Annotated in this window: 21 protein-coding genes and 1 other RNA gene; 15 read left to right on the top strand and 7 right to left on the bottom strand. The window is 59.0% G+C overall.

Annotated elements, in window-relative coordinates; all coding sequences use genetic code 11:
• Positions 1–55 precede the first annotated feature (55 nt).
• Both CKW07_RS19945 and CKW07_RS19940 read left to right on the top strand, forming a co-directional pair.
• Entirely contained in the window at positions 56–700 is a 645-nt protein-coding gene (locus tag CKW07_RS19945; protein WP_095079775.1) for an MBL fold metallo-hydrolase, read from the top strand.
• Positions 701–817: 117 nt separating this feature from the next.
• Complete coding sequence (locus CKW07_RS19940) at positions 818–1522, top strand: OmpA family protein (RefSeq protein WP_095146680.1); 705 nt, start codon at positions 818–820, stop codon at positions 1520–1522.
• A gap of 92 nt (positions 1523–1614) precedes the next feature.
• Here CKW07_RS19940 and CKW07_RS19935 read toward each other — a convergent pair whose 3' ends face one another.
• Positions 1615–2049 (bottom strand): YhcB family protein, encoded by a 435-nt coding sequence (locus tag CKW07_RS19935; RefSeq protein WP_095079783.1) that lies wholly within the window; start codon positions 2047–2049, stop codon positions 1615–1617.
• A 144-nt stretch (positions 2050–2193) separates the two neighbouring features.
• Here CKW07_RS19935 and CKW07_RS19930 point away from each other — a divergent pair, with 144 nt between their 5' ends.
• The 3 genes from CKW07_RS19930 to zapE all read left to right on the top strand — a co-directional run bounded on the left by CKW07_RS19930 (position 2194) and on the right by zapE (position 5388).
• Positions 2194–2823, top strand: a complete 630-nt coding sequence (locus CKW07_RS19930) for an alpha/beta hydrolase (RefSeq protein WP_095146745.1) — start codon at positions 2194–2196, stop codon at positions 2821–2823.
• A gap of 24 nt (positions 2824–2847) precedes the next feature.
• Positions 2848–4203 (top strand): tryptophan--tRNA ligase, encoded by a 1356-nt coding sequence (locus CKW07_RS19925; RefSeq protein ID WP_095146679.1) that lies wholly within the window; start codon positions 2848–2850, stop codon positions 4201–4203.
• A 90-nt stretch (positions 4204–4293) separates the two neighbouring features.
• Positions 4294–5388 (top strand): cell division protein ZapE, encoded by a 1095-nt coding sequence (zapE, locus tag CKW07_RS19920; protein WP_095079789.1) that lies wholly within the window; start codon positions 4294–4296, stop codon positions 5386–5388.
• Between the two features lie 91 nt (positions 5389–5479).
• Here the strand turns inward: zapE and CKW07_RS19915 are convergent, their stop codons facing one another.
• Positions 5480–6376: a GlxA family transcriptional regulator gene (locus CKW07_RS19915; RefSeq protein WP_176465348.1), complete on the bottom strand. Its 897-nt coding sequence runs from the start codon at positions 6374–6376 to the stop codon at positions 5480–5482.
• A gap of 245 nt (positions 6377–6621) precedes the next feature.
• Here CKW07_RS19915 and CKW07_RS19910 point away from each other — a divergent pair, with 245 nt between their 5' ends.
• Positions 6622–7758 (top strand): acyl-CoA dehydrogenase family protein, encoded by a 1137-nt coding sequence (locus tag CKW07_RS19910; RefSeq protein WP_095146677.1) that lies wholly within the window; start codon positions 6622–6624, stop codon positions 7756–7758.
• Positions 7759–7897: 139 nt separating this feature from the next.
• Here CKW07_RS19910 and CKW07_RS19905 read toward each other — a convergent pair whose 3' ends face one another.
• Positions 7898–8938 (bottom strand): NADP(H)-dependent aldo-keto reductase, encoded by a 1041-nt coding sequence (locus CKW07_RS19905; protein WP_095146676.1) that lies wholly within the window; start codon positions 8936–8938, stop codon positions 7898–7900.
• Positions 8939–9183: 245 nt separating this feature from the next.
• Between CKW07_RS19905 and rplM the strand changes: the two genes are divergently transcribed.
• From rplM to CKW07_RS19870, 7 genes are all read left to right on the top strand, one after another.
• Positions 9184–9612, top strand: coding sequence for a 50S ribosomal protein L13 (gene rplM, locus CKW07_RS19900; protein WP_095146675.1), 429 nt, complete (start codon positions 9184–9186; stop codon positions 9610–9612).
• Between the two features lie 14 nt (positions 9613–9626).
• Positions 9627–10019, top strand: coding sequence for a 30S ribosomal protein S9 (gene rpsI / locus CKW07_RS19895; RefSeq protein ID WP_002555064.1), 393 nt, complete (start codon positions 9627–9629; stop codon positions 10017–10019).
• 253 nt (positions 10020–10272) lie between these two features.
• Positions 10273–10866 (top strand): ubiquinol-cytochrome c reductase iron-sulfur subunit, encoded by a 594-nt coding sequence (petA, locus tag CKW07_RS19890; RefSeq protein WP_095146674.1) that lies wholly within the window; start codon positions 10273–10275, stop codon positions 10864–10866.
• On the top strand, positions 10866–12077 hold the full coding sequence (locus CKW07_RS19885) for a cytochrome bc complex cytochrome b subunit (RefSeq protein WP_095146673.1): 1212 nt from the start codon (positions 10866–10868) through the stop codon (positions 12075–12077). The genes petA and CKW07_RS19885 overlap by 1 nt, the downstream gene beginning before the upstream one ends.
• The gene (locus tag CKW07_RS19880; protein WP_095146672.1) at positions 12077–12859 is read left to right on the top strand and encodes a cytochrome c1; all 783 of its coding nucleotides are present in this window, start codon (positions 12077–12079) and stop codon (positions 12857–12859) included. Before CKW07_RS19885 ends, CKW07_RS19880 begins: the two co-directional genes overlap by 1 nt.
• 149 nt (positions 12860–13008) lie before the next feature.
• Complete coding sequence (locus tag CKW07_RS19875) at positions 13009–13626, top strand: glutathione S-transferase N-terminal domain-containing protein (protein ID WP_095146671.1); 618 nt, start codon at positions 13009–13011, stop codon at positions 13624–13626.
• 16 nt (positions 13627–13642) lie between these two features.
• Entirely contained in the window at positions 13643–14056 is a 414-nt protein-coding gene (locus tag CKW07_RS19870; RefSeq protein ID WP_095146670.1) for a ClpXP protease specificity-enhancing factor, read from the top strand.
• A 54-nt stretch (positions 14057–14110) separates the two neighbouring features.
• On the opposite strand, the gene CKW07_RS19865 is transcribed toward CKW07_RS19870, so the two are convergent.
• The 4 genes from CKW07_RS19865 to CKW07_RS19850 all read right to left on the bottom strand — a co-directional run bounded on the left by CKW07_RS19865 (position 14111) and on the right by CKW07_RS19850 (position 17554).
• Entirely contained in the window at positions 14111–14689 is a 579-nt protein-coding gene (locus CKW07_RS19865; protein ID WP_095079811.1) for a BON domain-containing protein, read from the bottom strand.
• On the bottom strand, positions 14686–15279 hold the full coding sequence (locus tag CKW07_RS19860; protein ID WP_007904374.1) for a phosphoheptose isomerase: 594 nt from the start codon (positions 15277–15279) through the stop codon (positions 14686–14688). The genes CKW07_RS19865 and CKW07_RS19860 overlap by 4 nt, the downstream gene beginning before the upstream one ends.
• A 101-nt stretch (positions 15280–15380) precedes the next feature.
• The gene (locus CKW07_RS19855; protein ID WP_095146669.1) at positions 15381–15743 is read right to left on the bottom strand and encodes a YraN family protein; all 363 of its coding nucleotides are present in this window, start codon (positions 15741–15743) and stop codon (positions 15381–15383) included.
• On the bottom strand, positions 15743–17554 hold the full coding sequence (locus tag CKW07_RS19850; protein ID WP_095146668.1) for a penicillin-binding protein activator: 1812 nt from the start codon (positions 17552–17554) through the stop codon (positions 15743–15745). The genes CKW07_RS19855 and CKW07_RS19850 overlap by 1 nt, the downstream gene beginning before the upstream one ends.
• 209 nt (positions 17555–17763) lie before the next feature.
• Here CKW07_RS19850 and rsmI point away from each other — a divergent pair, with 209 nt between their 5' ends.
• Together rsmI and rnpB are read left to right on the top strand one after the other, a co-directional pair.
• Positions 17764–18636 (top strand): 16S rRNA (cytidine(1402)-2'-O)-methyltransferase, encoded by an 873-nt coding sequence (gene rsmI / locus CKW07_RS19845; protein WP_095146667.1) that lies wholly within the window; start codon positions 17764–17766, stop codon positions 18634–18636.
• A gap of 75 nt (positions 18637–18711) precedes the next feature.
• Positions 18712–19065: RNase P RNA component class A (rnpB, locus tag CKW07_RS19840), an RNA gene on the top strand.
• The last annotated feature ends 222 nt before the right edge of the window (positions 19066–19287 follow it).

Below are 19287 nucleotides of genomic sequence, written 5' to 3'. Positions count from 1 at the left end.
CGCCATTCCATGACGACCTGGGTCAAAATGGGCGATCCACTCTTCAGGAGTCTCCATGGACGTCGCAAAACCCGCGCTCATCCGCGAAACCTTTCCCGTCGGCCCTTTGCAGTGCAACTGCACGATCATCGGCGATCCGATCACTAAAAAGGCGATTGTCGTCGACCCGGGTGGCAATCATGAGTTGATTCTGGCGCGGCTGGAGGCCTTGGGGTTGAAGGTGGTGAGCATCATTCATACCCATGCGCACCTGGATCACTTCCTGGCCTCCGGTCAGTTGAAGGAAAAAACCGGCGCCACCTTGCACCTGCATAAGGAAGATCAGTTCCTCTGGGACAATCTGGAGATGCAGTGCGGCATGTTCGGGGTGCCCTATACGCCGGTGCCGCCACCGGATCGCTGGCTGGCCGATGATGAGGAACTGGCTTGCGGTTGTGGCGTGGCGTTGCACACGCCGGGGCATACGCCGGGTTCCATGAGTTTCTGGTTTTCCGAGGCTAAGCTGCTGATTGCCGGTGACACGCTGTTTCGGCGCGGGGTAGGGCGCACGGACTTGTGGGGCGGTGATCAGGCGACTATCGTGCGCTCGATCAAGCAGCGCCTGTACACCCTCGATGAAGAGGCAACGGTGGTAACCGGACATGGTCCGGATACCCGCCTGGGTGATGAAATGCGTGACAATCCATTTGTACGAGCCTAGATCCCCTGGTGTTGGAGGCGGCCACGGAATTTTTGCCGGTCGCTGTGTTCCAACTTCCGCAAGGGTCTATTGCCAACGTCCGTTGCACCACAGAATGTAAAAAAGTAGGAGCTTTCCATGTTCACCTCGCGTCGTTTGATTATTGTCGCTACTGCCGTGGCCTTGTTGTCTGGCTGTGCGTCCCCTAACACCTATGACAACCAGGGTCAGGCCGACGGCGGCTCCACGGGCATGAGCAAGACCGCCAAATACGGCGGCCTGGGTGCGCTGGCAGGTGCCCTGGCGGGCGCGGCCATCAACCACGACAACCGTGGCAAGGGCGCGCTGATCGGCGCTGCCGTGGTCGGTGCTTCCGCCGCCGGTTACGGCTACTACGCCGACCAGCAGGAAAAGAAACTGCGCGCCAGCATGGCCAACACCGGTGTTGAAGTGCAGCGTCAGGGTGATCAGATCAAGCTGATCATGCCGGGTAACATCACGTTCGCCACCGATTCGGCGAATATCGCATCAGGCTTCTACCAGCCGCTGAATAATCTGGCCGGCTCCCTGAAGGAGTTCAACCAGAACCAGATCGAGATCGTCGGCTACACCGACAGCACCGGCAGCCGCCAGCACAACATGGACCTGTCCCAGCGTCGTGCCCAGAGCGTGGCTACCTACCTGACGTCCCAGGGCGTGAGTGGTGCCAACCTGAGTGCTCGTGGTGCCGGCCCGGATAATCCGGTCGCCAGCAACGGTGACACCAATGGTCGTGCGCAGAACCGTCGCGTCGAGGTCAATCTCAAGGCGATCCCTGGTCAGCAGTACGGCCAGGTCCAGTAATACCCGCAAGTGCCTGACTGAACCCCGGGCGTAAAAAAGCCCGCCCGATCCTCAGCAGATCGGGCGGGCTTTTTATATTGCGCGAAACCTGATTACTTTTTCAGACCGTAATGCTCATCGAGCATGCCCGGTGCGTTCGGCGTTTTGGGAGCGTAGTCGCGAGGCGGTTCCTGATCGCGCGGCGGTGTCAGGCGTTCCCGTGGCGCTTGCACGGCATCGGCCTGCAGGGCCGCCAGCAGGCGTTGGCGAGTCTGTTCGTCCAGGGCCAGGCGGTTGGCGCCCTCGGCGAGGTGGTCTTGTACTTCCTGATAGCTCTGAGTGAGTTTCTTCACCAGCATTGCGGTGCTGTTGAAGTGGGTGACCACTTCATTCTGATAGCTGTCAAAACGTTCCTGAATGTCATCCAGCTGTCGTTGCGTGCTGTTAGGCACGGCATTGGGCAGCAAGCGAGCAACCAGGAATCCAATGGCGACACCGGCAACCAGGGCAAGAGTCGGCAACAACCAAACTAAGAGCGAGTGTTCCACGAGTCCTTCCTCTATAAACGGCTTTGCTTTACGTTAACGGCTCGAACCTGCGCTGTATACCGCGATTCACTCGCAATAGATTGGCACAGACAATTTGCTAGACGAGTCGACCCGATTCGAGGTCACGGAGTTCCTTCCTTGCTGATGCGTGAAACCCCTGTAGTGATTGATGGCCCGGTCGGCCAGCTCGAGGCCCTTTACCTGGACAACGAGCAACCACGCGGCCTGGCGCTGATCTGCCATCCCAACCCGGTGCAGGGTGGCACCATGCTCAATAAAGTCGTGTCGACCTTGCAGCGCACTGCCCGCGATGCCGGTCTGATCACATTACGTTTTAATTATCGGGGTGTAGGCGCCAGCGCCGGCAGCCATGACATGGGCAGCGGTGAAGTCGACGACGCGCAAGCCGTGGCCGAATGGTTTCGCGCCAAACACCCTGGCTTGCCGATGACGCTGTTCGGTTTTTCCTTCGGTGGGTTTGTCGCGGCCAGCCTTGGCGGGCGCCTGGAAGCCAAGGGGGAGAACCTGGATCGGCTGTTCATGGTGGCGCCGGCGGTGATGCGCCTGGGTGATCAGGATCAGTTGCCCAGGCACTGTGCACTGACGTTGATCCAGCCGGAAACCGACGAAGTCATCGATCCGCAGCTGGTTTACGACTGGTCCGAGGCCCTTGATCGCCCCCATGAGCTGCTGAAAGTGGCAGAATGCGGACACTTTTTTCACGGCAAGCTGACCGATCTCAAGGATCTGATCCTGCCGCGCCTTTCGAATTGATTGCAGTCAGATAAGCGATTACCCATGACTACTCGTACGCGCATCCTCACCGGTATCACCACCACCGGCACTCCGCACCTGGGCAACTACGCCGGCGCGATCCGCCCGGCAATCGTCGCCAGCCGTGACAGCAATGCCGATTCGTTCTACTTCCTGGCCGACTACCACGCCCTGATCAAGTGCGATGACCCGCTGCGCATCCAGCGCTCGCGTCTGGAAATCGCCGCGACCTGGCTGGCCGGTGGCCTGGATGTGGATCGGGTCACCTTTTACCGCCAGTCCGACATCCCGGAAATCCCCGAGCTCACCTGGTTGCTGACCTGTGTCGCGGCCAAGGGCCTGCTCAACCGTGCGCACGCCTACAAGGCGTCGGTGGATAAGAACGTCGAAACCGGGGAAGACCCGGATGCCGGTATCACCATGGGCCTGTACAGCTACCCGGTGCTGATGGCGGCGGACATTCTGATGTTCAACGCGCACAAGGTGCCGGTCGGCCGCGATCAGATCCAGCACGTGGAAATGGCCCGCGACATCGGCCAGCGTTTCAACCACCTGTTTGGCCAGGGCAAAGAGTTCTTCACCATGCCCGAGGCGTTGATCGAGGAGAGCGTCGCCACCTTGCCGGGCCTCGACGGCCGCAAGATGTCGAAAAGTTACGACAACACTATTCCGTTGTTCTCAAGCGCCAAGGAAATGAAGGACGCGATTTCGCGGATCGTCACCGACTCCCGCGCCCCAGGCGAAGCCAAGGACCCGGACAACTCGCACCTGTTCACCTTGTTCCAGGCCTTTGCCACTCCGGCGCAGGCCGACGAGTTCCGCAGCGAACTGTTGCAGGGCCTAGGCTGGGGTGAGGCGAAGAACCGTCTGTTCCAGCTGCTCGACAGCGAGTTGGGCGAGTCCCGCGATCGATACTACAAGCTGATGGAGCGTCCATCCGACCTGGAAGACATTCTGCAGATCGGTGCGAAAAAGGCCCGTGCGGTCGCCACGCCGTTCCTGAATGAACTGCGTGAGGCGGTCGGCCTGCGTTCTTTCGTCAACCAGACGCAGGTGGCGGCGACCACCAAGAAGAAAGCCGTGAAAGCCGCGCGCTTTGTCAGCTTTCGTGAAGAGGACGGTAGTTTCCGTTTCCGTCTGCTGGCCGCTGATGGCGAGCAACTGCTGTTGTCGCGTCACTTCGCCGACGGTAAAACCGCAGGTCAGGTGACCAAGCAGCTGCAATCCGGCCAGGCGCTGGATGTGCGCAGCGAAGACCTGAGCTTCAGTGTCTGGCTGGAAGGCGAGTGTGTCGGCGACAGCCCAGCCTTCGCGGACAGTGCGGCGCGAGACGTCGCTATCGACGCCCTGCGGGTTGCTCTGACGCCCGTACAGGAATAATCAGCGGCTCGGCCCGACCAAGGGCCGATTGCCATTCTTCAGGGCCGTCGCTACAGTGTCGGCCCGTTTTTGTTGCCTTGCTAACGAATTATGACGCCCCTAGAACGATATCAAGCTGATCTGAAACGCCCGGAGTTCTTCCACGACGCGGCCCAGGAAACTGCTGTGCGCCATTTGCAGCGCCTGTACGACGATCTGGTCGCGGCTTCGCAGAGCAAGCCGGGCCTGCTCGGCAAGCTGTTTGGCAAAAAGGACCAGGCGCCGGTCAAGGGCCTGTACTTCTGGGGCGGCGTAGGTCGCGGCAAGACTTACCTGGTCGACACCTTCTACGAAGCGCTGCCGTTCAAGGAAAAGTCCCGTACTCACTTCCACCGCTTCATGAAGCGTGTGCACGAAGAGATGAAGACCCTGGGCGGCGAGAAAAACCCGCTGACCATCATCGCCAAGCGTTTTTCCAACGAAGCGCGGGTGATCTGTTTCGATGAGTTCTTCGTGTCCGACATCACCGACGCGATGATCCTCGGCACCCTGATGGAAGAACTGTTCAAGAACGGCGTGACCCTGGTGGCCACGTCGAACATCGTGCCGGACGGCCTGTACAAGGACGGTCTGCAGCGCGCGCGGTTCCTGCCGGCTATCGCGCTGATCAAGCAGAATACCGACATCGTCAACGTCGACAGCGGCGTCGACTACCGTCTGCGTCACCTGGAGCAAGCGGAGCTGTTCCACTGTCCGCTCGACGAAGCGTCCCACGAAAGTCTGCGCAAGAGTTTCCGCGCGCTGACGCCGGAATGCACGGCCGCGGTCGAGAACGACGTGCTGATGATCGAGAACCGCGAGATTCGCGCCTTGCGCACCTGCGACGACGTTGCCTGGTTCGACTTCCGCGAACTGTGCGACGGTCCGCGCAGCCAGAACGACTACATCGAACTGGGCAAGATCTTCCATGCCGTGCTGCTCAGCGGCGTAGAGCAGATGAGCGTCACCACCGATGACATCGCCCGGCGTTTCATCAACATGGTCGACGAGTTCTACGACCGTAACGTCAAGCTGATCATTTCTGCTGAAGTCGAACTCAAGGACCTCTATACCGGCGGTCGCCTGAACTTCGAGTTCCAGCGCACCCTCAGCCGCCTGCTGGAAATGCAGTCCCACGAGTTCCTGTCGCGGGCACACAAGCCGTAGGGCGTTTCGGAAAATAAAAAAGGGCCTGCATTGCAGGCCCTTTTTTGTGCGCTGAAGAACCCGAATCTTGATTGGTGTTGAGCCTTACGAGCTATGCCGCTTGCTGGAATTGCTGCCGATACTGGTTCGGCGACAGCTCGGTGTGCTGGCGGAACAGACGGGCGAAGAAGCTCGCGTCGTCGTAGCCGACTTCGTAGCTGATGGTCTTGATGCTCTTGCGGCTGCCCGAGAGCAGGCCCTTGGCGGTTTCGATGCGCAACCGTTGCAGGTAGTGCAGCGGCTTGTCGCCGGTGGCGGTCTGGAAGCGGCGCATGAAGTTGCGGATGCTCATGCCGTGTTCACGGGCGACGTCTTCGAAGCGGAACTTGTCGGCAAAGTGCTCTTCGAGCCAGTGCTGGATCTGCAGGATGATCACATCCTGATGCAGCTTCTGTCCGCCGAAGCCAATGCGGCCGGGGGAATAGCTGCGCTGCACTTCATACAGGATGTCACGGGCCACGGCCTGGGACACGTTGGCGCCACAGAAACGCTCGATCAGGTAGATATAGAGGTCGCAGGCCGAGGTGGTGCCGCCGGCGCAGTACAGGTTGTCGGCGTCGGTCAGGTGCTTGTCCTTGTTGAGTTGGACATTGGGGAAGCGTTCCTCGAAGGCGTTGAAAAAGCGCCAGTAGGTGGTCGCTTCCTTGCCATCGAGCAATCCGGCTTCGGCCAGCCAGAACACCCCGGTGGCCTCGCCGCAGAGCACCGCTCCACGGGTGTGTTGCTCGCGCAACCATGGCAGCACTTGTGGATAACGTTGGCACAGGGTGTCGAAATCGTCCCAGAAGGCCGGGAGGATGATGATGTCAGTGTTTTCCAGGCCGCCGTCCACCGGCATGAGCACATCGCTGAAGCTGTTGACGGGTTTACCGTCGGGGCTGACCACGCGGGTTTCGAATCCGGGAGTCAGGCCATGACCCTGTTGTTTGCCGTAGCGCAGGCTGGCCAGGTGGAAGAAATCCTTGGCCTGCATGAGGGTGTAGGCAAAAACCCGGTCGATAGCCAGGATACTGACACGCCGCAAGGGCGAGGAGGGTTGGATAGACATAATTCAATTTATTCTTATAGGGGAAAGTGGTCACCAAGCGGCTGGATCGTCTTATTTTTTGGCTGATGTGTCCAGTGTCCTGTTCCGGGCGTGGGGCTTAGGCTCTGGGATTCAATTTTCGGCCAACAATAATCACAGGTGCCCCGATGATTCCAAGAACCTTGTTCAGTTCCGAGCACGAACTGTTTCGCGACAGCGTACGAACCTTCCTCGAGAAAGAGGCCGTGCCCTTTCATGCTCAATGGGAAAAGCAGGGTTACATCGACCGTGAACTCTGGAGCAAGGCAGGGGAGGCGGGGATGCTGTGTTCCCATCTGCCGGAAGAGTACGGTGGCCTCGGTGCGGATTTTCTCTACAGCGCGGTGGTCATCGAGGAGGTGGGGCGGCTGGGGCTGACCGGCATCGGCTTCTCCCTGCATTCGGACATCGTGGCGCCGTACATCCTGCATTACGGCAGTGAAGCCTTGAAACACAAATACCTACCCAAGCTGGTCTCGGGGGAAATGGTCACCGCCATTGCCATGACCGAGCCCGGTGCCGGTTCCGACCTGCAAGGGGTGAAAACCACCGCAGTGCTGGACGGTGATGAGTACGTGATCAACGGCTCGAAAACCTTCATTACCAACGGTTTTCTCGCGGACCTGGTGATTGTCGTGGCCAAGACCGATCCCAAGGCCGGGGCCAAGGGCACCAGCCTGTTCCTGGTGGAAGCCGACACCCCGGGCTTCGACAAGGGCAAGCGCCTGGAAAAGGTCGGTATGAAGGCCCAGGACACCTCCGAGCTGTTCTTCCAGGACGTGCGGATTCCCAAGGAGAACCTGTTGGGGCAAGCCGGGATGGGTTTTGCCTACCTGATGCAAGAGCTGCCACAGGAGCGCCTGACGGTGGCCGTCGGTGGCCTGGCCTCGGCCGAGGCGGCGTTGCAGTGGACGCTGGACTATACCCGCGAGCGCAAGGCGTTCGGCAAGTCGATCGCCGACTTCCAGAACACCCGCTTCAAGCTGGCGGAAATGGCCACCGAGATCCAGATTGGTCGGGTGTTCGTCGACCGCTGCCTGGAGCTGCACCTGCAAGGCAAGCTCGACGTGCCGACGGCGGCGATGGCCAAGTACTGGGGCACCGACCTGCAATGCAAGGTGCTCGACGAGTGCGTGCAACTGCACGGCGGCTACGGCTTCATGTGGGAATACCCGATCGCCCGGGCGTGGGCGGATGCGCGCGTGCAGCGGATCTATGCCGGGACCAATGAAATCATGAAGGAGATTATTGCGCGGTCGCTTTGATTCGGTGTTGAGCGTTCCCGCGCTCTGCGTGGGAACGCTGTTATGGACGCTCTGCGTCCGCCGTTGATGCTGTGACGTAGAGCGTCACGGGACGCATTCCCACGCGGGAGCGTGGGAATGATCATCATCTAAAGGTCAATCAGGGCGCAGGGTTCGGGTGATCCTTGTGAATCGCCTCGATTCCCGCCAGCACTTCGTCGGACAACTTCAGGTCGACGCTGGCGATGTTGCTGTCCAGTTGTTCCAGCGTCGTTGCGCCGATGATGTTGCTGGTGACGAACGGTTGCTGGTTCACGAACGCCAGGGCCATTTGAGCCGGGTCCAGGCCGTGCTCGCGGGCCAGCGCCACATAACGACTGCACGCGGCTTCCGACTGCGGGTTGAAGTAGCGGCTGAAGCGACTGTAGAGGCTCAGGCGGCCTTTTGCCGGGCGAGCCCCACCTTCGTACTTGCCTGAGAGAAAGCCGAACGCCAGCGGCGAGTAGGCGAGCAATCCGCACTGTTCGCGAATGGCGATTTCCGCCAGGCCCACTTCAAAGCTGCGGTTGAGCAGGTTGTAGGGGTTCTGGATCGAGACCGTTCGTGGCCAGCCGCGGGCTTCGGCCAGGGCGAGGAAGCGCATGGTGCCCCACGGGGTTTCGTTGGACAGGCCGATGTGGCGAATCTTGCCGGCCTTGACCTGTTCGTCCAGTGCTTCAAGGGTGTCCTCGAGCGGCGTCAGGTTGACTTCACTCTTGTGCTTGTAGCCCAACTGGCCAAAAAAGTTGGTGCTGCGCTCCGGCCAGTGCAGCTGGTAGAGGTCGATCCAGTCGGTCTGCAGGCGCTTGAGGCTGGCATCCAGGGCCTGGACGATGTGTTCGCGATTGTGCTTGAGATGGCCGTCGCGGATGTAGTCGATGGTGTTGCCCGGCCCCGCGATCTTGCTGGCCAGGACCCAGTCGGCGCGATCGCCGTGGCGTTTGAAGTAGTTGCCGATGTAGCGCTCGGTGCTGGCGTAGGTTTCGGCCTTGGGCGGTACCGGGTACATTTCGGCGGTGTCGATGAAATTGATCCCGGCGCGCTTGGCCCGTTCAATCTGCGCGAAGGCTTCAGCCTCGCTGTTTTGCTCGCCCCAGGTCATGGTTCCGAGGCAGATGGCGCTCACTTTCAGGTCGGTGCGGCCTAGCTGGCGATAGTCCATCGGGTGCTCCCTTGGCAAAACATTCATAAAAGCAGGTTGAAAAATTTTTTACAATCTGCATAATTGCGCACCTCTTTCTGCAGTGGAAGTGATGCGCCGCCGCCGAAGAATCTTGCCGTTGAACGGACGCGCCGACCCGAGCCCCCGAAAGCGTCTGTATCCGGCTGCCTTTGACTTGTCAAAGTACGCACTATTCAGTAAGATCCGCCGTCTAATTTACAGGGCGGCCCCTGAGGCTATAAAGAATGAAAACTTTTACTGCTAAACCGGAAACAGTACAGCGCGACTGGTTTGTCGTCGATGCTGCAGGTCAGACCCTGGGTCGTCTGGCCACTGAGATCGCGAGCCGTCTGCGTGGCAAGCACAAGCCTGAGTACACTCCTCACGTTGACACCGGCGACTACATCGTCGTTATCAATGCCGAGCAGATCCGTGTTACCGGTGCTAAAACCACTGACAAAATGTACTACTCCCACTCCGGTTTCCCGGGCGGCATCAAGTCGATCAACTTTGAAAAGCTGATCGCCAAGGCCCCTGAGCGCGTGATCGAGACCGCGGTTAAAGGCATGCTGCCTAAGAACCCACTGGGTCGCGACATGTATCGTAAGCTGAAAGTCTATGCGGGCGCTGCTCACCCTCATACTGCTCAGCAGCCCCAAGAACTGAAGTTTTAACGGAATAGTTCATTATGTCGGCGACTCAAAATTACGGCACTGGCCGTCGCAAGACCGCAACCGCACGCGTTTTCCTGCGTCCGGGTACTGGTAACATCTCCATCAACAACCGTTCGCTGGATAATTTCTTCGGTCGCGAAACTGCCCGCATGGTAGTTCGTCAGCCGCTGGAATTGACTGAGACTGTCGAGAAGTTCGACATCTACGTCACCGTGATCGGTGGTGGTGTAAGTGGTCAAGCTGGCGCAATCCGCCACGGTATCACTCGCGCTCTGATGCAGTACGACGAAACCCTGCGTGGCGCTCTGCGCAAAGCTGGCTTCGTGACTCGCGATGCTCGTGAAGTTGAACGTAAGAAAGTTGGTCTGCGTAAAGCGCGTAAGCGTCCGCAGTACTCGAAGCGTTAATTCGCTTTCGCGTTCAAAGGCGCCCAGTCTCCTCACGGAGCTGGGCGTTTTTTATGGGCCAAGATTTGTGGTGTGACAACTTGCCACATCCGTAGAGGCCCTATACTACAAGGCTTGGCGGTTGTGCCGGGTGGTAATTACCTTGTCAGAATTGGGGCTTTTCATTACCATTCGGCAAAATTTTTATAAGTTCAGATTTTTACTTAGTAGATGCCTGATTTAACAGGCCACAAAGCTGATGGGAGAGGACTGAATGAGCAATGACGGCGTGAATGCAGGCCGGCGTCGCTTTCTGGTAGCAGCCACATCCGTGGTGGGTGCTGCAGGAGCGGTGGGGGCTGCGGTCCCGTTCGTGGGGTCGTGGTTTCCCAGTGCCAAGGCGAAGGCCGCAGGTGCACCGGTGAAAGTGAATGTCAGCAAAATCGAACCAGGTCAGCAAATGATTGCTGAATGGCGCGGTCAGCCGGTGTTCATCGTCCGCCGTACCCAGGAGATTTTGGGGAATCTTACGAAGATCGAGGGTGATCTCTCCGATCCGGACTCCAAGAGCTCGGTACAACCGACCTATGTGGACCCCAAGACGCGTTCGATCAAGCCAGAGGTTCTGCTGCTGATCGGTATTTGCACGCACCTGGGCTGTTCTCCGACTTTCCGTCCAGAAGTGGCGCCAGCGGATCTTGGTCCGAAATGGGTAGGGGGTTATTTCTGCCCTTGCCACGGTTCCCACTACGATCTGGCTGGCCGTGTCTTCAAGTCGCAGCCTGCGCCTTTGAACCTGCCAGTTCCCCCGCATTCCTATGAGTCGGATGACATCATTGTCGTCGGCGTCGATACGGAGAAAGCGTGATGAGCAAGTTCATGGATTGGGTTGATGCGCGCTTTCCCGCCACCAAAATGTGGGAAGACCATCTCAGCAAGTACTACGCCCCGAAGAACTTCAACTTCTTCTACTTCTTTGGCTCCCTGGCGCTGCTGGTTCTGGTTAACCAGATCGTAACCGGCGTCTGGTTGACCATGAGCTACACCCCGTCGGCGGAAGAGGCGTTCGCCTCCGTCGAATACATCATGCGCGACGTCGAGTACGGCTCGATCCTGCGTCTGCTGCACTCCACCGGCGCTTCGGCGTTCTTCATCGTGGTTTACCTGCACATGTTCCGTGGCCTGCTCTACGGTTCGTACCAGAAGCCGCGTGAGCTGGTGTGGGTGTTCGGCATGCTGATCTACCTGGCGCTGATGGCAGAGGCCTTCATGGGCTACCTGCTGCCTTGGGGCCAGATGTCCTACTGGGGTGCCCAGGTGATCATCTCGCTGTTCGGTGCGATCCCGGTCATCGGCGACGACCTGACCCAGTGGATCCGTGGTGACTACCTGATTTCGGGCATCACCCTGAACCGCTTCTTTGCCTTGCACGTAGTCGCCTTGCCGATCGTGATTCTTGGTCTGGTGGTGCTGCACGTTCTGGCGCTGCACGAAGTCGGTTCGAACAACCCTGACGGCGTGGACATCAAGAAGTACAAGGACGAAAACGGCGTACCGCTGGACGGCATTGCCTTCCACCCATACTACACCGTGAAAGATATCGTCGGCGTTGTGGTGTTCCTGTTCATCTTCTGCTCGATCGTGTTCTTCTTCCCGGAAATGGGCGGTTACTTCCTCGAGAAGCCGAACTTTGAAGTGGCGAACGCATTCAAGACTCCTGAGCACATCGCTCCGGTCTGGTACTTCACCCCGTTCTACGCGATCCTGCGTGCGGTTCCGGACAAGCTCCTGGGCGTCATCGCCATGGGTGCCGCGATTGCCGTGCTGTTTGTCCTGCCTTGGCTTGACCGCAGTCCGGTCAAATCTATGCGCTACAAAGGCTGGCTGAGCAAGATCTGGCTCTGGGTGTTCTGCATTTCGTTCGTGATTCTGGGTGTGTTGGGTGTGTTGGCTCCAACACCGGGTCGTACGCTGCTGTCGCAGGTATGTACCTTCCTGTACTTCGCCTACTTCATTCTGATGCCGTTCTACACCAGGCTCGAGAAGACCAAACCGGTTCCGGAAAGGGTGACTGGCTGATGAAAAAGCTATTTGCTGTACTGATTCTTGCGGCTATGCCTGTGTTCTCGTTCGCGTCTTCGGCGGGCGGTCCTGAGCTGGAAAAGGTCGATATCGACGTTTCCGACAAAGCGGCAATGCAAGATGGCGCACGTACGTTCGCCAACTACTGCATGGGTTGCCACAGTGCCAAGTTCCAGCGCTATGAGCGCGTTGCCGACGATCTGGGGATTCCTCACGATCTGATGTTGAAGAACCTGGTGTTCACCGGCGCCAAGATTGGCGATCACATGAGCATCGGTATGCAGCCGGCAGACGCCAAGGCCTGGTTCGGTGCTGCGCCGCCTGACCTGACCCTGGTGGCTCGCGTTCGTGGTACCGACTGGCTGTACGGTTACCTGAAGTCGTTCTACGAAGATCCGTCGCGCCCTTGGGGTGTGAACAACAAGGTGTTCCCGAACGTGGGCATGCCTAACGTGCTGGTCGGCCTGCAAGGTCGCCAGGTCGTAGGTTGCAAACAGGTTCAGGTCGTCGAAGACGGCAAGAAGCAATATGATCCGCTGACCGGCACGCCGCTGACTCATGAAGCGTGCGATCAGTTGACCATCGTGCCGAAGTCCGGTGCTCTGACTGAAGAGCAGTTCGATGAGAAGGTCAAGAATCTGGTAACCTTCCTCGCTTACTCGGCTAACCCGGTTAAGCTGGAGCACCAGCGCATTGGTACCTATGTGTTGCTGTACCTGGCGTTCTTCTTCGTATTCGCCTATCTGCTCAAGCGCGAATACTGGAAAGATGTGCATTGATATAGCTTCAAGTAATTGCTGTTAACCGCGCGCGCCCAAGGGCGCCTCCGAAAGTGTAACGAGTCTGGTCATCCAGGCGTTACGGGAGGCGCCCTCTGGGCGCGCTCGTTTTTCCGCTCCGATAATTTCAACAAGCGAGGAGGATCGCCATGGGCGTGACCAATCGGTTGGCCTGTTACTCCGACCCCGCCGACCACTATTCCCACCGAGTGCGAATCGTACTGGCAGAGAAGGGTGTCAGCGCCGAGATCATCAGTGTGGAGGCGGGCCGTCAGCCGCCAAAACTGATCGAAGTGAACCCCTACGGCAGCTTGCCCACCCTGGTCGATCGTGACCTGGCGTTGTGGGAGTCGACGGTGGTGATGGAATACCTGGATGAGCGTTACCCGCATCCGCCTTTGCTGCCGGTTTATCCCGTGGCGCGTGCCAACAGCCGTCTGCTGATACATCGCATTCAGCGCGACTGGTGTGGCCTGGTGGATCTGATTCTGGATTCGCGGACCAAGGAGCCCGCGCGCGTACAGGCTCGCAAGGAGTTGCGTGAAAGTCTCACCGGGGTTTCGCCGTTATTTGCCGACAAACCTTTTTTCCTGAGTGATGAACAAAGCCTGGTGGATTGTTGCCTATTGCCAATACTCTGGCGTTTGCCGATGCTAGGTATCGAACTGCCGCGGCCTGCCAAGCCGCTGCTTGATTATATGGAGCGCCAGTTTGCGCGTGAGGCATTCCAGGCGAGCCTGTCTGCTGCCGAACGCGATATGCGCTAAGGCTTAAGGAGCCGCTATGAACTCCAGTCGACCTTATTTGGTCCGCGCGCTCTATGAGTGGATTGTGGACAACGACTGCACACCGCACATGCTGGTCAATTCCGAGTTTCCATCGGTGCAGGTCCCCCAGGGGTTTGCCAGTGATGGACAGATTGTTCTGAACGTCTCTCCTGCGGCTGTTCGTCATCTGCACATGGATAACGAGGCGGTCAGCTTCGAGGGGCGCTTCGGTGGTGTTCCTCATACCCTGTACGTGCCTGTAGGCGCGATCCTGGGCATTTACGCCCGGGAAAATGGTCAGGGTATGGTGTTCGATCTGGAATCGCCTCTGGATGACGAGGAAGAGATCGAGCAGGAAGGTGATCAGTCTCCACCCGATGACGAGCCGCCGCGCCCAAGCGGTCGACCCAGTTTGAAGGTGGTGAAGTAATAAAAAAGGCGATCCGGATGGATCGCCTTTTTTGTGCCTGGCGTTCGGGTTACATCAATCGATGTACTCGAACAGCTTCACAATCTTTTGTACGCCGGAAACACCCTGTACCAAATTGGTCGCCTGGGCGGCTTCCTGCTTGGTCAGCAGGCCCAGCAAGTAGACGATGCCATTCTCGGTCACGACCTTGATGCGTGAGCCGGGAATGCTCGGGTCGGTGAGCATCTGGGCTTTGATCTTGGTGGTCAGCCAGGCGTCGTTATTACGGGCCAGCAACGACGAAGGCTGCATCACTTGCAGTTCGTTATGCACGGTCTTGACCCGCTGGACGGCAGCCGCGGCCTGCTCGGCTTGAGCCTTGAGGTCGGAGCGGGGTGTTTGTCCGGCGAGCAGCACGACGCCGTTGAAGCTGGTCACGACGATGTGCGAGTTGCGATCCAGGTCCGGGTTGGCCTTGGCCACGTTCACGCCGACCTTGGTTTCGATCAGGGAGTCGTCGATCTTGCTACCGAAGGTGCGAGTGCCACGGTCATCTTGAATAGGGCTTTCACGGCTGGCGCTCACCATCGAGGTGCAGCCGCTGATGGCAAGGCTCAGGGTCAGGGCCACAAGGCCGAGGCGATTAAGGGTCATTCTTCACTCCCGAACAATTGGCTGTCGATCAAGTCGCAGAGGCAGTGGATCGCCAGCAGGTGAACTTCTTGAATGCGTGCGGTGACGTTGGCCGGTACGCGAATTTCGACGTCTTCAGGCAAAAGCAGCGAGGCCATGCCGCCGCCGTCGCGACCGGTCAATGCTACGACAATCATTTCGCGATCATGTGCGGCCTGGATCGCTTGAATAATGTTGGCCGAGTTGCCGCTGGTGGAAATCGCCAGCAATACGTCGCCGGGTTGGCCCAGTGCACGGATTTGCTTGGAAAATATTTCGTTGTAGCTGTAGTCGTTGGCGATCGAGGTGATCGTCGAGCTGTCGGTGGTCAGTGCGATGGCTGGCAGGCTTGGGCGCTCGCGCTCGAAACGGTTAAGCAATTCGGAAGAGAAATGCTGTGCGTCGCCGGCCGAACCGCCATTACCGCACGAAAGCATTTTGCCTTCGTTGAGCAGGGCGTTGACCATCACTTGGCTGGCTTGCTCGATGTGCGGTGCAAGTACGTCCATCGCCTGTTGCTTGGTATCGATACTGGCCTGAAAAAGCTGGCGAATTCGGGATTGCATGTCCATCTGTGTGACCTTAAGTGGCGCGGCTTGGTGGCACGGCAAAGTGCGGCCCGCAAAGCAAAGAGCAAAAGTATTGGGTTAAAGGCGGCCTTGCCCGAGAGCGGTCAGCTATCAAAGGCATTCCGTAGCCAGTTCAGCTGTGTTGCGGTGCTGTCTATGGCAACTACATCAAAGCGGCAGGGGGAATCGGCCCAGCGCGACTCGCTTTGCAGAAAGTACTGCGCGGCGAGAATCAGTTTTTGACGCTTGCGCGCATCGATGCTGCCGAGCGCGCCACCCCATTGGGTGTTTTGTCTGTAGCGGACTTCGACGAATACTACTGTATCGCCGTCAAGCATGACCAGATCAAGCTCACCGCGTTTACACAGCCAGTTCTGCGCCAGGAGGCATAGGCCCTGTTGCTGGAGATGCTGGAGCGCCTGGCTTTCAGCATCTCGCCCGCGTTGTTGGCGTGACCTGTCAGGCATTAACGTTGGGTGTCTGGCAGGCGCTGAACCTGCCCGTTGACGAACTGTGCCCAAGGCAACTGACGTTGAATACGCTGTGTCGGGCTCATGCTCAGGTTGCCCGATTGGCCTTCGATGGTGCTGTCAGGCAATGCCTTGAGCTGACCCAGGCGTGGAGCCAGGCGGTAGGCATCGACACCCATGGCATACAGGCGGCCCAGGCTGCCACTGGCTTGCGGCCATTGAGCGGTCACTTGCTGGCGCAGCGGATCATTGATGTTCAGCAGCCATGGGGTATCGCAGAAGCGAATGCCATTCATGTCGTTGTACTGGTTCTGGTCGCCGCTGGCGCTGTACACATGGGACGTGGCGTAGACCGGTACGTCGCCCGCGTACTGGAAGTTCAGCGTGGGCTTGATCTGTTGGGCCTGTTGCGGGGTCGAGGCCAGGAAGATGAACTCGATGTCCTGGCGACGCGAAGGTTGTGCGGCGACCTGGGAGCCCAGGGTGCTTTGCAGACTCTTGGCGCGACCTTCGCTCTGGCGCAGCTGGAACAGGTCGGCGATTTGCTGGGCCAGTTGCACGGGCTGGTCGACACGTTCGACACCGATGATGGTGCCGCCGTTGCCTTGCCAGTCCTGACTGAACGCCTTGAGGACGCGATCGCCCCATTCGCCTTTTGGTACCAGGACGGCGGCGCGATGCAGGCCGTCGGCCCGTGCGCGACGGGACACTTCGCGGGCTTCGTCCTCGGCGGCCAGGCCGAACTGGAACAGTTGGGCGGGGACTTGATCGCCTTCGCTGTAGTTCAGTGCCAGGGTGGTGATGGGCAGTTGTGGGCGGGCGCTGAGTTGTTTGACCAGTGGTTTTTCCAGTGGGCCAACAACCAGTTGCACCCCATCGGCCTGCGCCTTGCGATAGAAGTCGTCCAGCGAGGTCAGACGCGAGCTGTCATAAAACTCGATGGCTGGTGGCTTCTGTCCGGCCTGTTGAGCCTGATAGTGAGCGGCCATGAAGCCTTCGCGCAGGGCCTTGGCCACCGAGGCCAACGGGCCTTCCTGGGGCAGCAGCAGGGCGATTTTGCTGACGGGCTGGCTGGCCAGTTGCTTGAGCTGGGTCAGGGGCAGAGGCAGTTGAATGGCGGCCGGGTGTTCCGGGTGCTGGGCACGCCATTGCTCGATGGCAGCCTGTTGCAGTTCCAGCGTGCCCGCGGTTTTCACCGCCACGGCCAGGCTCATCCAGCCACCGAGTTCGTCGTCGGTGATCGGTTGCAGTTGATCGGTTGGTAGGGACGCGATAAGTCCCCAGATGGCCTCATGGTTCTTGCTGGCGGCGTCACCTTCGAGCATCGGTGCAATGGCGATGCGCTGGCGGACGGCGGCCAGGGTCTGGCCATCGGCTTCGAGGGCGCGGGCGCGGACGGTGCCGGTGCGCACTTGCTGCTCGTCGGGCAACTCGTCCAGGCGTTGCAGGCTTGGATGGCTCAGGGCGGTTAGCGCCGCCTTGGGCTGGTTGCGAGTCATGGCCAGTTCCGCCGCCAGGGTGCTGGCGAAGACCTGTTGGCCGGGCTTCAGCTGTTGCACTGGAACCTGTTGAAGTATTTGCGCGGACTGGTCGGCGTTACCTTGACGGTAGGCCAGGTCGGCGGCGCTCAGGCGCAGCAGGGCAGCCTTTTCCGGATTGTCTGAGGTGGCGGCCTGTTCGAGCAGTTGCTCGATACTGGCATCCGCAGTCCGTGGAAGGTCGCCAAGGCTGGACGAGGGCGAGCTGGCGCAAGCCGCCAGCAAGGCAGCAAGGCAGAGGGCAGTGAACAGCCGCAGGCAAGCGATCATGTAAGTGTTCCTGATACTCGATCAAATTAGCGTGGAATTGTACCCAAGCGCTGGCCGGGGCGCGATGTTGCTGGTGTGAAACGTTCAATTTAGGTCGTGTAAATGTTACGGGGCTCAACAGTGGCGGGTGTCCAATGACGACAGTGACGCTCATCCGAGGGGCTACTACGCGCTACAATGGCGGTTTTACCAACCATGAGGTGTGCGCTTTGACTGCTCCAGGTGCTTTGAATTCCGCTGCTGGCTCGCTTTATGTGGTGGCGACGCCCATCGGCAACCTGGATGACATCAGTGCCCGCGCGCTGAAAATCTTGCGTGAGGTGGCGTTGATCGCAGCTGAAGATACCCGTCACTCCTTGCGGTTACTGCAACATTTCGGGATTGGTACGCCTTTGGCCGCTTGCCATGAGCACAACGAGCGCGATGAGGGCAGTCGCTTCATTACGCGTTTGCTGGCAGGCGACAACGTCGCGCTGATTTCTGACGCGGGTACTCCACTGATCTCTGATCCCGGTTATCACCTGGTGCGTCAGGCGCGGGCGGCCGGTATTAATGTAGTCCCGGTTCCGGGTGCTTGCGCGTTGATTGCGGCATTGTCTGCGGCGGGGCTGCCGTCGGACCGCTTTATCTTCGAGGGTTTCCTGCCGGCCAAGGCCGTTGGGCGTCGTGCGCGTCTGGAGTCTATAAAGGAAGAACCGCGCACCTTGATCTTTTACGAGGCGCCGCACCGGATTCTGGAGTGCCTGCAGGACATGGAACAGGTGTTTGGCGCAGGCCGTCCGGCGTTGCTGGCGCGTGAGCTGACCAAGACCTTCGAGACGCTCAAGGGGCTGCCGTTGGCCGAGTTGCGTGCCTTCGTCGAGGCCGACAGCAATCAGCAGCGCGGCGAGTGCGTGGTATTGGTGGCTGGCTGGACGGCCCCGGAAAGCGAGGACGCGGTCAGCAGTGAGGCGATGCGTGTCCTCAATCTGTTGCTCGAGGAGATGCCCCTCAAGCGTGCGGCAGCCCTGGCGGCGCAAATAACCGGTGAGCGCAAGAACGTGCTTTATCAAGTGGCCCTGGAAAAGCAGAAAGGCGAGTAAGCGCGCGGGCTGTAGAGCGGTAAAAGGCTTTTATTGCTTGTTCTTCGGGCGTTGTGCCGTTAACCTTCGCGGCGGAGAGTCGATCGGACAGTCGCTGCCCTCTATGAAAATTAGGGGGGGGAGGAAAGTCCGGGCTCCATAGGGCGAAGTGCCAGGTAACGCCTGGGAGGCGCGAGCCTACGGAAAGTGCCACAGAAAATAACCGCCTAAGCACTTCGGTGCCGGTAAGGGTGAAAAGGTGCGGTAAGAGCGCACCGCACGACTGGCAACAGTTCGTGGCTAGGTAAACCCCACTTGGAGCAAGACCAAATAGGGTCCCAAGGCGTGGCCCGCGCTGGGACCGGGTAGGTTGCTAAAGGTGTCCAGTGATGGCCATCGTAGACGAATGACTGTTCAAGACAGAACCCGGCTTACAGATCGACTCTCCACCTTATTTATCTTCTCTGCCTGAGCCACAGGCAGAGAGGCTTGGTACTATCGACTGGCTAGCGTTCAAGTGGCTGGCGGTGATAAGTTTAATGTCGATAGACCGTCCCGCAGGACCCCGTTTGCAGAGGCGCCCGTAGTAGCCATTACCCACCCTGCTTGAATCAATAGCAGACGCGCTTTTGTAATACCAAAAAAATCTTACTCTTAACAAATTACTTTAAC

This window comes from Pseudomonas sp. Irchel s3b6, assembly GCF_900187415.1.
Lineage (GTDB): Bacteria > Pseudomonadota > Gammaproteobacteria > Pseudomonadales > Pseudomonadaceae > Aquipseudomonas.
The sequence above is the reverse complement of the archived record's forward strand: the minus strand, read 5'-3'. Positions and strand labels throughout refer to the sequence as shown.